The sequence below is a fragment of the Flavobacterium sp. FlaQc-52 genome, assembly GCF_044007495.1.
GTDB lineage: Bacteria > Bacteroidota > Bacteroidia > Flavobacteriales > Flavobacteriaceae > Flavobacterium > Flavobacterium cupriresistens.
Map to the genome: position 1 here is coordinate 54,212 of NZ_JBIPCV010000003.1, position 13,072 is coordinate 67,283.

10 protein-coding genes are annotated in these 13,072 nt (G+C 31.4%); 1 reads left to right on the plus strand and 9 read right to left on the minus strand.

Going from position 1 to position 13,072, the window contains the following annotated elements; genetic code table 11:
* Nucleotides 1-21: 21 nt before the first annotated feature.
* The 3 genes from ACHRV5_RS06945 to ACHRV5_RS06955 are packed head-to-tail and all read right to left on the minus strand — an operon-like array spanning nt 22 to nt 4,046.
* Nucleotides 22-2,946 (minus strand): zinc-dependent metalloprotease, encoded by a 2,925-nt coding sequence (locus tag ACHRV5_RS06945; RefSeq protein WP_395426238.1) that lies wholly within the window; start codon nt 2,944-2,946, stop codon nt 22-24.
* On the minus strand, nt 2,939-3,343 hold the full coding sequence (locus tag ACHRV5_RS06950; RefSeq protein WP_395426239.1) for a hypothetical protein: 405 nt from the start codon (nt 3,341-3,343) through the stop codon (nt 2,939-2,941). Before ACHRV5_RS06950 ends, ACHRV5_RS06945 begins: the two co-directional genes overlap by 8 nt.
* Nucleotides 3,333-4,046 carry a hypothetical protein gene (locus tag ACHRV5_RS06955; protein ID WP_395426240.1) on the minus strand — a complete coding sequence of 238 codons (714 nt, stop codon included), beginning with the start codon at nt 4,044-4,046 and terminating at the stop codon, nt 3,333-3,335. Before ACHRV5_RS06955 ends, ACHRV5_RS06950 begins: the two co-directional genes overlap by 11 nt.
* A 537-nt stretch (nt 4,047-4,583) precedes the next feature.
* On the opposite strand from ACHRV5_RS06955, the gene ACHRV5_RS06960 reads away from it, so the two are divergent.
* Nucleotides 4,584-5,660, plus strand: a complete 1,077-nt coding sequence (locus tag ACHRV5_RS06960) for a glycosyltransferase (RefSeq protein WP_395426242.1) — start codon at nt 4,584-4,586, stop codon at nt 5,658-5,660.
* On the opposite strand, the gene ACHRV5_RS06965 is transcribed toward ACHRV5_RS06960, so the two are convergent.
* From ACHRV5_RS06965 to ACHRV5_RS06990, 6 genes are read right to left on the minus strand one after another with little or no spacing between them, the layout of a single operon-like run.
* Nucleotides 5,640-6,866, minus strand: coding sequence for an O-antigen ligase family protein (locus ACHRV5_RS06965; protein WP_395426244.1), 1,227 nt, complete (start codon nt 6,864-6,866; stop codon nt 5,640-5,642). The genes ACHRV5_RS06960 and ACHRV5_RS06965 overlap by 21 nt on opposite strands.
* Nucleotides 6,867-6,903: 37 nt before the next feature.
* On the minus strand, nt 6,904-7,968 hold the full coding sequence (locus ACHRV5_RS06970; protein WP_395426245.1) for a hypothetical protein: 1,065 nt from the start codon (nt 7,966-7,968) through the stop codon (nt 6,904-6,906).
* A 12-nt stretch (nt 7,969-7,980) separates the two neighbouring features.
* Entirely contained in the window at nt 7,981-9,009 is a 1,029-nt protein-coding gene (locus ACHRV5_RS06975; RefSeq protein ID WP_395426246.1) for a glycosyltransferase family 2 protein, read from the minus strand.
* Between the two features lies 1 nt (nt 9,010).
* The gene (locus ACHRV5_RS06980; RefSeq protein ID WP_395426247.1) at nt 9,011-10,315 is read right to left on the minus strand and encodes an oligosaccharide flippase family protein; all 1,305 of its coding nucleotides are present in this window, start codon (nt 10,313-10,315) and stop codon (nt 9,011-9,013) included.
* A 40-nt stretch (nt 10,316-10,355) separates the two neighbouring features.
* Nucleotides 10,356-11,348 carry a hypothetical protein gene (locus ACHRV5_RS06985; RefSeq protein ID WP_395426248.1) on the minus strand — a complete coding sequence of 331 codons (993 nt, stop codon included), beginning with the start codon at nt 11,346-11,348 and terminating at the stop codon, nt 10,356-10,358.
* A gap of 9 nt (nt 11,349-11,357) precedes the next feature.
* Nucleotides 11,358-13,037, minus strand: coding sequence for a DUF6909 family protein (locus tag ACHRV5_RS06990; protein WP_047774606.1), 1,680 nt, complete (start codon nt 13,035-13,037; stop codon nt 11,358-11,360).
* Between the last annotated feature and the right edge of the window lie 35 nt (nt 13,038-13,072).

A 13,072-nucleotide genomic window follows, 5' to 3' on the forward strand; every position in this document is an offset into this window, starting at 1 on the left:
ATCTTTAAAAAAAAGAATATTTTATTGTTTTATGAACTTGATTGTTTCTTTGTAATTATCGCCTGTAAGCTTAATTAAATAAACACCTGCTGGTAAATATGGTAAGTTTACACTAAATATCGATTTATCTGTACTCTCAGAAAATATTTCCTTGCCTGTGCTATCATAAATCACACAATCAATTTGTTTTCCTCCAGCTGCTCCGGAATATATTGTAAAAACACCATTATTAGGATTTGGTGAAAGAGAGACTCTACCAACTGGTTTAATACTATTCTCAGATTCTGTTACATTTAAATGATCATCGTTCAAATCTAATTGGTCAGTACTCTTTTTTGAAGTTACAATTGAATTACAAAGGCCATAAATATCTGTGATTTTTAAATTGACCGTTGAACCTCTTGCTAATGTTGTACCCGGTTTTAATACAATACTATTGTTTGCGATGAATTCTTTTTCGACATAATTAAACTCTACTTTACCGGATTCTCCTATTGTTATTTTTTGAGCAGATGTTGAATGATTATCAGGTATAATGTTTATCTTTTTATTATAAAAATCTGAATTATCGATAAAAGTCTGATCAAAACCTTCTCTTTTCAGAATATCAGACATGTTGTAAACGTTTATTGTATATTCTGAATTTCCATAATACAACAAGTTACCAAATACTTCAAAATCATCTGAAGTACTAGATGGATTCGAACACCCAATTATCTTTGTTGTTCTTTTTTCCCAATTGGGAAAATTACCCGATCCGTAATTTAAATTATAAAATAGAGTCGGGGAAATATACTTTATATTATCGATAAGCAAAAATTGATCATTAAACAATTGCATTTTAGTGTCTGAATATATTTGGCCGGGATTATAGACTATTGCCTGTCTGGTATAAATATTTTGAAATGGAAAATTACTACCCGATCTGTCGGTAACTCTATATGAATAGAAATAAAGTACATCCTCGTTCGGTGTCCCCTCCGTATGAGCACTCGTGAGTATATAAATAAAATCTTTAGATAATTCGATATCCAGTGTTCGTTCTGCGCTTGACATTCCTACAGGCTGTATTGTACTGGCAAGACTCCACATATTGTTATTACCTAGCTCCAGTAAAACAAGACCTACTCCGAAAGTTCTTGAAACTAAAATTTCAGGTGGATCATAAGATCCTGTAAAAGTGTCTGAATTAAAATCTACATTTTTTTTGATAAAATTACCTGATTGCAAAAATTTCCCCAAAGTAGGCAAACTAAATCCTTGTATTGCAATATTTTGATGAAAAACATAAGTTCCAACATTGTTTTTATAGTAGACTCTAAAAATGTTGTCTGAAGTAGTACTCCTCTCTAAAATAAATAAAAATTTACCAATTGTATAAACACTATTTCCTACTTCACTATCCGACGAATTATTTTTGATCTGCTGAACAAGGCTCCACATGTCACTAGATTCATTTAAACGATAAATATAAACTTCATCAAGTATACTTGAAGTTACTATTATTTCATCACCATTCAAAAGTAGACCAAAATCTGTTCTCAGTTGCAAATTACTTAATTCCAAATCTATCATTTGATGTAAGGCATATTTACAACCTTCTCTCTTATATATAACCACTTTATTAACTAACATAGTTGGTGGTTTGGGTGTCCCTGTCTCGTAATAACCATTTGTGTCGTATACTGTTACCAACCATTTATCATTTACTTCAAATCTTTCACCAAATTTTATACTTGGATTAATAACATGTGTAAAATCCTGATATATGTTGGGCCTAGGCAATCTTTGTACCGGAAGGTTTTGGTCCAAACTGCACGGAGTACCACTACTTCCACCACCTAAAGACGTAGATTTACATGCTGTAAGATCAAAGGAAGTACCTTGATTATAAAATGAAGATCGATAAAAAGAAATTATATCTCTCATTCTCTTTTTCTGACCTGCTGTGAATTTTGTTCTGCAATATAATCTTGCTCCAGATTGATAATCCATAAAATTCTGAACCACAGTAGTAGTTTGTCCATTGCAATTATTTCCTAAACAGTTTCCTGATGCTACGACATTTGTGATACCTGACTCACGAACACTTTCGGTATCACAAATCATATCTCCCTGATTTTCACAAGAAGTTTCATTACATTCTATTGTATCATCATCTTGAAAAATATGAAAAAGTCCCAGCCAATGGCCTATTTCATGTACAACTGCAGTTCCATTAGAAGACGTGTTATCAGGTGGATTTACAGTGTTAATTCCAACTTGGAGATAATCTAAAACAATACCGTCTAGACCATTAAAGATACTCTCATCCTCGTCAACAGTTAATGGATTATCTTCTAAAAAAAATGGAAAACTGGAATATCCACGTAACGTATTGAAACCATTGTGTTTCAAATCCGCTATCCAAATATTTAAAAATAGATTGTTTGGAAAACCAGCAGATATATTCTTTTTTATTTGATCGTCCGTATTTAAACTAAAGCCTGTATTAATATCATACAGATCATACGAAGCATTACCCACAAAACGATTAACGCCAGTTGTTACTTGTCCAAGTACATTTTGCTTTGCTAAACAAAATCTAATTTTGGTATCAACGCCACCATACTTCCCACTATAGGCTTCATTTACTATAGTGACTAATTCATCTATTTTGTTTTGTCCTATATTTCTCCCTGTTCCTATAGCTTCTCCATTATGAATAACGTTAAAAACAATAGGAACTACTACTATTTCTTCACCTATTATTTCCTGAGCGCTCAGTTGTTTATTCGTTAAGTTTTTTTCATTACTATTGAACGTGGATATGACTTTCTTAATTCTATTTTCTAATCCCGAATTTTTACTTTTAATTCTTTTTAAATAGTGGTCCGATAAACACTCTTGAGCATAACAAAATGTACCTGTGAAAATAAAAACAATAAGAGTTATTTTTTTAATCATTTTTAACTAATTTTTTAAAACGTAAAACATACGATTCGTGAACCATAATTCTTTTTTTCAGCACCAAAGTATCCTTAAGTAACAGCATGGAGAAAGACCTCTTAGTACTGTCAATAAATAATATGGAGCACTCCTCCTCTAATTTAAAAGTACTTTTTTTACCATTTATCGTAACAGTTCCATCCTCACTAAAAACCCATATTTCGTTTTTATTGGGTGGCTCCATTGCAAAAGGAAGTTCTATATAATATGTTTCCCATTTACCGTAAATTTGTTTACATAAATTGCTCGTTTCTGTTTGGGCAGCAACAGTAAAACCAATTAAGAAAGTAAACACACCGATTGCTTTAAATACAAATCTTATGAAAGATCCATATTTATAATAATTACTTGGCATTTACTTTTGCTTCTAGTACTTCAATTCTTTTATTTTGTTCTATAATATAAAGCGTTAATTCTTCTATTTTTTGCAATAGCACATTACTCATTTCTCCCAATTGCAATCCTTTCTCTTTGATTTCTTGAGCAGAAGGAACATTAGGCAAATGATTATTCTCTTTAGTAAATTTTTCTATTTCAACTAAAGTCGGCATCACGTAATCCGATTTCAAATCAGATTTCCCTGTGTAATATCTTTGAAAAACGTAATCGGCGGGAACTTGTAAATCTACTCTAACTTCCTCTGCATGAATCTTTCCTTTCACTGTAAGTTTTTCATCTGGCCTAATTGAACCTATACCGACATTCCCACCTATATCAATTTTTATTCTTTCTAGTCCATTAGTAAAAAAATTAACCCCAAAATAACCCGAATGAGATACTATTGGTTCATTTGCAGCATTTCTAGATATAGACATTCCATAATGCGCAATAGTACCTGTCGGAGTGGTTAATTTATCCGTTGTATTAAATCCAATCTTTTGATTAATTCCGGTACTTGAAATATCTCCATCAACTTGAAGTTTTGCAGCTGGATTATTGATACCTATTCCAACATTACCTAATGTCGGTGTTGTAGTTGAATTTATGGCTCCTTGTTGTGTGTAAATTTGCCCAAAAGTCAAATTTGTAACTAGTAACGCAAATAATAAATGTTTCATAGCAAAAAATGTTAGTTATTTAATAATTTTCAATAATACGAAAAAAACTACAAAAATAACTTACCTTTTCTGCTTTTTAAAAATATTATTTGAAATCATTTAGAGCTCGATTAAATTTTATTCCATAATAATTTTATGATGCAATTTTAATCCAATTTTCGCATGTTCCCATTCGCTTTACAAACGATTTTTTATATAGGTTTGGATTAAATCGATTGAATACATCTTTCTATTATTTAGTCATTACAAAAAGACAAATTTCAATCGATTCCTTATAACCCACATTCATTATACATACATCGAAAATGTAATATATCTGAAAATTATAAAGACTTCTCTGAAAAACTGTCTAAAATTAATTTGACTCCATTTACAACGTCTTCATACAATTAATCAAATATGTTTAGTACAACAACCATCTAAAACCTTCCTTTTTAACGTTACAATTTAAATTATATCAATGAGAGAACTTTAGCTTTTTTACTATCCATTTTTATTCTGTTTAACCTATTTTTACGCTTAAAAAATATAACTATTTTGAAAGTTGTACATGTTATTGAGGCTTTAGGTGGTGGGGTTTATACTTATTTCAGAGATCTTTCTACGTTTTTTGGAGAAGAGAAGCAAAGCAGAAGTATTTACACAACAATTATTTATAGCGGAAATCGAAAAGAAATTGACCCTAAGAAAATAAAAACCGATTTTTCAAATGGGGTCGATCTGATTGAGATTAATATGGTTCGGGAATTTTCACCTATTGAGGATTTAAAATCAGCTTTTAAATTATGGAAGGAGCTTAAAAGAATTAATCCTGATGTAATTCACCTTCATTCTTCTAAAGCCGGAGTATTGGGCAGAATAGCTTACTTTTTCCTGTTTAGAAAAAAGAAAGTATTCTATACACCGCACGGGTATTCTTTTCTGAGGACTGATATCTCAGACATAAAAAAGAAATTATACTGGCAAATTGAAAAGAGAATTCAGCAATTATTTGGCGGAATTACTATTGCCTGCGGAGATACAGAATATGAGATCGCAAAAAAAACAGGTAATTCCTTACTCGTTCGAAATGGTATTGCTATTTCCGAAATTCAACAACATTTAGCACCTCTTCAAAATGCAAAACTAACAATTGGTATTGTCGGACGCATTTCTTTTCAAAAAAACCCTGACTTATTTAATCTCATCGCATTGCGCTTTCCTGATTTTAATTTTGTCTGGATAGGAGACGGTGATTTAAATTTTTCACTTACAGCTCCAAACATAAGAATTACCGGCTGGTTATTGGACCGAAATGAAGTCTTGAAGGAATTAAACGCAGTTGATATTTACTTACAAACTTCTATTTGGGAAGGCCTGCCCTTGGCTGTTCTAGAGGCAATGGCTCTAAAAAAACCAATTATTGCTACCAAAATAATTGGAAATAAAGATATTGTTTATCATAATGAAACGGGGTTCCTCTTTGATGAAATCGCTGAATTAAACTCGTATTTTGAGGTTCTAAAAGATCCAAAGAACAGAACTCTTTTTGGAGAAAATTCATTTATAAGATGCAACAACTTATTCGATAAAGACAAAAACTTTCAAGAATTGTTATCGATTTACAATGCTTAATTTATCCTGCAACCAATAGCTTCCAAAAATAGAAATCCAAAATCCGCTGAAAGCTATTCCATCAAAACGAAGTAAAAAATCATCCGTTAAGTTTGAAGTGAAAAAGATTAGAAAAAATGAAAGTATTATGGCGTTTTTCAGATCATATCCCAAATAAGCAATAGTAAAAATATAGAGTGTTACTACTAACGGCCCTAAGATTCCAAATTTTAATAAAAAATCCAGAAACTGATTGTGTGTCGGAAACTCATACTTTGCTAAAAAGTGCTGATTTGTTTGTTTATAATACTTAACTAATTCCGGTTTGCCATCAGAAGCGCCAACACCAAAGGGAAGATTTTTTTTCGCTAATTCCCAAGCAGATTTCCAGATAGAAACTCGGGTCACAAGCGAATTGAAAACCTTGACTTCGGGATGATCAATTTCGTCCAATTTTCCAACTTTATCCATATGTGCAAATGTAACCGCTGAATATTTTTCTTTCATGTAAGCATCTTTTTGAACAAATAAAAATAAGATTACGCCTAATACCGCAAAAAGAACTCCGCTTACCAAAATCAGTTTTTTTAAATTGACTTTGTCTCTAATTTCCAAAAATAAAACAATTAAAAACCCAACAAATACATTCAGTAATGCCATTCTGGTATTAACAAAAAGCACGAAGAAAAACGACAGTAAAAACAGCAGTACGGCTGCGATCTTTAATTTTAGAGTCTCCTGATCTCTAAAACTGGAAAAAACAAAGTACAAAGCACAAACAGATACAAAAGCCAGGTGCATATTTAGTGCCGGCGCATGAATTCCAATTGTTTTAGAAAATTCATATCCCATTTCCCATAAATGAACTCCGTTTAGGTATTTATTCATTAATTCGGGGAAAATAATATTAAATCTGATAAAGAAAAACAACAAAATTAAAGTCGTTGCCACTACATAAATCTTCGTTAATTTAAAAAAATGAACACGCTGGTAGTTTCCTATAATAAACAAAGGGAAAATTACTAAAGAAGTGCTTTTTTCAATTGCTTTTAATCCTTTTGCAAAGGAATCATTATTCCAAAAAAACAGTAATTCCAATAAAACGGGTGAAGCAATACAGGCCATTAGTATCAAAGATGTTTTGGTATACTTTAGTTTTTTAAAAAAAAGCAGATTAAATACCGCAAACAGAATAATTAACAACGAACATGGTTTTCTAAAAATCATGGCAATTGCTATTAAACACAAAAAAAGATGAACTATATTATTGAATTTTTTTTCTGAAATGTTCATAATACAACGCAAAATAAATTAATGGAAAAATACCCGTTTTATGTCTAATTGCTGAACCTAAATCAGGTTCAAAAACGCCTTGAAGAATAAAAAAAGAAAACAAAACTAATAATATAAAAAGTTCAAACTGATATTCATTTCTGTTTCTCAAACACTTAGAAAAACGAACCAATAAAATGTAAAACAATAAAAGCTGCCATATAATGAATACCACAATTTGCGGTGAAAGTATGTGCTTTAATCCATTTACCGGGACATTTACTGTAAAAAAACCATAAAAAATTGCGATCATTTCTCCATACCATGTATCCGGTTTGACAGGTGATAAGATTAATGAATTTGCATCTGCTGAATTCATACGGGTTTTGTTAACCAATTCACGGCTCATTTCAGAAAAGTACTGTCCTTTTAAAATCCCACTGCTTAGGGACAAAAAAAAGGCGATTAGCAGGCCATAAAAAATAACGGTCATCGTTTTATTTTTAAAATTGATACAACTTATTAGATACATCCCTCCGGCAATTATAGGAATTAAGGCAAAATAAGGTCTGTAGAAGGCTCCAAAAACAACCAACATTAAAACGGACAGAACAACAGTTTTTCGGAAAGAAAACCGCTTATTTGCGCACATAAAAACAATTGGAGTGATAAACAAATAGGTAAGAAACTCTTTTGATGGCATTGCTATAAAAATAGCAATCATAAAAATACCCAAGTAGGCTAAAACATTCTTTACATTTAGTTTTTCAAAGCCTTCGGGAATCCCTATTTTATATAAAACATACATTAAAATAGGAAATTGTAAAAGAGCTATTAAAGGAAAAGGCAAATGCCGTAATCCGGTAACCTTATAAAACAAAATCGTAAGCGGATAGCTCCCAATATATCCCACCTCGTTTAATTTATCATAAATAATTATCGCAGAATCATAAAAGAATTTAGGTGGCAAAACAAAAAAAGTGGCAAAAGCAACAACTAAATTAGCCATCGCAATAAGCAAAAACGCTGCTGTACTTCTTTTAATTAAAAATTGCATAATAAAATAGATTTATTTTGATGCTCTATATTGTTTTGATAAAGCCGTCTTTATTCGGTAACCGTTTAGAAAAAATATCAATCCTCTAAAAGGTAAATACTTATAAAACCCCATAACTTTATCTACTTTTAAATTCCGTCCTCTTTGCAATAAATATTTCCAGGAAACCAAATCACTCCACATCTGTCTTTGTATTTTGGAAGACGACACATAAAAGTCTTTTAAAATTACGACATAACTGCAAGCCCAATAATTCTCTATAGCCTGATTTAATGCTACCGAACTCACTCTTGCTTCCTGTAGACCATGTTTAACAATAATGTATAAATCATTTACATTTTTTTCTGTTACCGAGGTAGTTGATGAACCTTTTCTAGCCTGACGGTATATGTAGAATGATTTAGAATAAACACTGAATGTATCAATAAAATACATTAGTTTCCCGCTCCATTCTATATCTTCTCCTTTTCTTCCCGGTGGAAAAAATAACTGATTATCTATCAAAATTGATCTTCTGACTACTTTATCCCAGGGAGCGGCAGCGTATAGATCGTAATAAACCAAATCTAATATGTTTTCTTTAAAACTTCCTTTTAGATTTTTTAAAAATTTTTGATTGTATTTACAGTTTACATCCTTATCCGAAAAAAAACGACTTTCTTCATGTAATATTAGGTCGGGATTTGATTCTTCGATTAAAGCATTCAAATTCAATAATGCATCGTTCCCGGTCCAATAATCATCACTGTCCATAAAAAGAATATAATCTCCTTTTGCAGCTGCTAAACCAACATTTCTGGCCTCAGATACTCCTTTGTTTTCTTTATCAATCAATCTAATCTGATGATACTGTTGCTGATAGTTTTTACAAATCTTTAATGACGAGTCTGTTGAACCATCATTCACTAAAATAAGTTCAAAATTAGAGTAATTCTGCTTTAGAATACTGTCTAAGCACTGCTCTAAATAATCCTCAACATTGTAAACAGGAACAATAATGCTAAAAAAAACTGTTTTATTTGAAATACTTGACTCTTTCATTTTAATGCAAAATAATATTTACTTTATCCTTTCTATAAATAATTATAGCCGAAATGCAATTCCAGAAAAAAGTACTTGAAACAAAAGCAACGGCCGCTCCGTTCATTCCGTAAATTGGAATTAAATAGCGATTTAAACCAAAATTTAAAATTACCGCACTAAGCAAAATAATTTGAAATATCTGCTGTCTCCCCGTCATGTTCAAATATACTGACGCAGAACCGAATGCAGAACAAATTCCCTGACCAATAATCAATATCAGAAAGGCTTGTTTCGCTGCAATATACTGATTCCCAAAAAAGGACAAAATATGCTCTGAAAAAAAACTAAGAATCAAGATCACTGGAAAGGTTATACCAAAAATTGCGCGAGCACTATTCTTTAAAATCCTGACTAATTCTGCCTTGTTCTGACCCGAAAAATGCTCCGAAATTTTAGCCGACACGGTAATATTTACCGTAACAATAATGATGGAAACAATGGTCATTATTTTAACTCCAACGGAGTAAAAAGCAACAGTTTCATCATTCCAATATTTTTTTAGAAACAATATATCAAAACTCATTAGTAAAAATAGCGCCATTCCGCTAATTGCGATGGGATATGATTTTACAAAAATTTCTTTAGTTGAAAAGTTTTCTGTTCTTTTTATAGCACTAATTTTGCTAAAAAAAACAAAAACAAAAAAAGTGCTGACAATTGATAAAACAACAAAACCAATTAAAAAAACATCTACCAGATACGTTTCTTTTTTATAATAAAATAAAGCAAACGATCCCAAAATTAATGGCACATACTTAATTATATTTCTAAATAATTCAGCAACATACAATTTATCTAATGCTCTGAAAATCTCTGTATTTAAAACCGAAATTCCATAAAAAAACAACGTTACTGATGCTTTTAAAATTATAGAATATACTTCCGGATCTGAAAAGTAATCGTTTATAGTTTCCTTATCAATAATCAGAACAATAATTAATGTTGCTAATGATGTGAAAAAGAGCATCGCAATCATTTTAGCATATATTACTTTTACTTCTTCTAAAGCATTCTGACTCGCCAATTTCCCTTTAAAATACAGAATTGACTGATCAAAACCCAGCAAACAAATACTACCAACGACCAAAAGAAAAGTACGCACAAAATCATATTGTCCGACCGTTTTTGCACTAAAGAACTTTGTTAAAAATACGGTAAACCCAAATAAAAGAAATGCTCCTGAAACCCTCAAAAACAAGGTAAAAAAACTTTGTTTCAGAAATGAATTTTGAGAAATCCTTTCAAAAATAGCTTTGGCTTTCAATTGAGATTCAGATAAATTGCTTTCAAGTGGTCTGCTCTTTTTAAGAATGAGTTTGTTTACTTTTTAGAAGTTCGTTTCTGTAAAACTTACTAAACAAATGAATAAAAATAAAAATAAGAATAAAGACAACAGGAAGTGTAAACTTGTTAATACTACTTATCTTTTTAATACTGTTTATATTTAAAGTTGAATTTACATCCTTAACCGTTTTATCAAAACGGATTAATTTTAACTTGTTATTGCCTTGCTCGTTAATCAAATACTGCTTCGTTTTTATAATATCATCCAACTGTGTATTCTCATTATAATACACTAATTTATCATTTCTTGAAGTGTTTTTTCTCGTACTCGAAAAACCATCCAAAACAGCATTAATCTGAGCAATTATAGTATCGTTTTGAGTAATTTGCTTCTCCAGATTTTTATATCCGATTTTTTGAAGTTTAGAAAAATACACTGAGCTATTTAAATATTTTAATAAAGGTGTAACGACATCTTTTTCATCTATGGTTTTATTTGAAACAAAAGATATCGTATGAAAAGTATAATTTTTACTTGTAATATTATCTTCTAAAACCTTTTTTACCTCACCAACCTCAGCCATTAATTTTATAAGTTCAAAGTTTTGTTCCTTGTCTTCTATAAATTTATAAACGTCAGCTACTGGTTTAATTTCAATTTCTCTGATCGCTTTCGGGTCTGAAATTCCAACTACATTTTTCAAAAAAACAGTATCTCCTGAAGCGATTTTAGCTTGTAATAAATCAATTTTTGAGTACAAATAGTCAACACTTCCAAAATTTGGAGTTACAATTATTCTATTATCGTATATTTTTTTTGAAAAATCTAAATACCAACCAATACTAAAACCAGCCACAACTAATACTAAAACTATAATCCAGTTTCTGACAAAAAACTGGATTCCATTAAAAATAGAAGTTTTTAGTGATTCAAAAAAGCCACCGATTTTTTTAGAAATCTGCAACAAATCAATTTCCTGATCTTCTTGGCTTTGAGGTACTTTTGTACTCATCTATAAGTTCTATTTTATGTTAAAAATTTGCTCTAAAATCTTAATCGTGATCAAATAAGTTGGTTTTACACCAGTCGTTCCAAGACCTCCTGAAGCTAAGGTGCTTCCTGTTTCTAAAGGATTATCTGATGCATAATAAGCATATCTTACTTTGATATCGTGTGGCACACTTTTTCTGATTTTTGATGCCGATTGTATTGCTTTTTGATAATAAGAACCTTCCATTTCAAGACCAATCACTCCCCAGGTCGATTCGTGAAAGAATTTTAACAAGTCTCTGTTCTGCAATGATGTCCCTAAAACAGTTACCATAGCACCTTCAAAAACGGCAATGTCATTTCCTTCAAACATGGCTCCTGTTAATTCATTTTCGAAGAAATAATTATCCGCTGTTCCTTCATTTATATGAGCAGTCGGAATCATGATATCTCCTTTTCCACCCTCTAAAATTCCAGCTTTCCCCATTATTGACACTGATTTTACTTCTAATAAAGTGTCTTTTTTGAACGGTTTTAAAAGTTCATCAATGGTTTCATACGCTTGTTCTCCAAAAGCATAATCCATTACAATGATTACCGGTTTTTCTTCCTCCAGTTTTGCTTTTGGAAAAGCTGTTTTTGTCCAGTCAATTTTTGCGGTATCAAAAATCTGAACGTCAATATTGGTTCCTGAGGTATCCAATAACGAAATCATTCCGTTTTTCAATGCCAGGTCTTCAACTCCTTTTCTGGTTTCTTTAGCACCTGATTTACTTAACTCTTCATAAATAAAGAAATCAGATTTGTCCTTGAATTTTGTTTTCAACAACGGAGTTGCAAAAATAGAATTCATTACACTGTGCATGTTGGCACTAATAACGTGTATTGGACGCTTTAGCAGATTATTTGCTTTTAAAACTTCCTTAATATTTGTTGCCCAGATCTCTCCGTGAATATGGTGTCCTAAACGCTCTCGTAAAACCGGACTAAAGGTAATCGTACGTTTATTGTTGTCAATTACTTCTTCGATTGCTAGTTTTCCTAACCAATAAATAACATGTAAAAAGCGATCCGGAACGTCATCTGAACCAAAAGCATCATAAATATCCAAAACCTCTTCAAAAGTTCTTCCTAAAATATTCGCAACATGCGAGATTGCTTTTTCCTTTTCTATTAAAGATAATTTTTTGGTTTGCATTACGGCTTGCTCCAGTTTCATCCAATCGCGTGAAACTTCGCCTCCATCATCCAGTAAAACTCTGTTTTTTATTTTATGTGATTCAATGAAAATAAACGTCAAATGCGTAAGTATATCGTAAATATCTGAACGACCACGTGTGATTTCAACATTCATTTGCTCCTCATCAATACGGTAACAGTTTCTTCTTCTTTTTGGAGGAACAATCGCTTGAAAATGAGATTTAGAATACCCTTCATCTGAGGTTAAATTAATAAATCGGCATTGTTCAATTCCAATTGGAAGACGTTCTATTACGTACAAAAGTCCATTTAACTCTACTTTCTCTTCAGCAATGTTTCCATAAATTTCCGGACGAAGCGCCAATAAAGATTCACGTAAACTATCCCCTGAGACTCCCATTGGTTTGTAAAAACCACGGTTGAACAAATGACGCATGGTAATGTACATTTTTTCTATCGCTGCTGATGATTCCTGTGCTCTTGATCTTGATATGTGTTTTGTCTCTTTCATTTTATTTAATTTTCAAACTTATAAATAATAAGCTG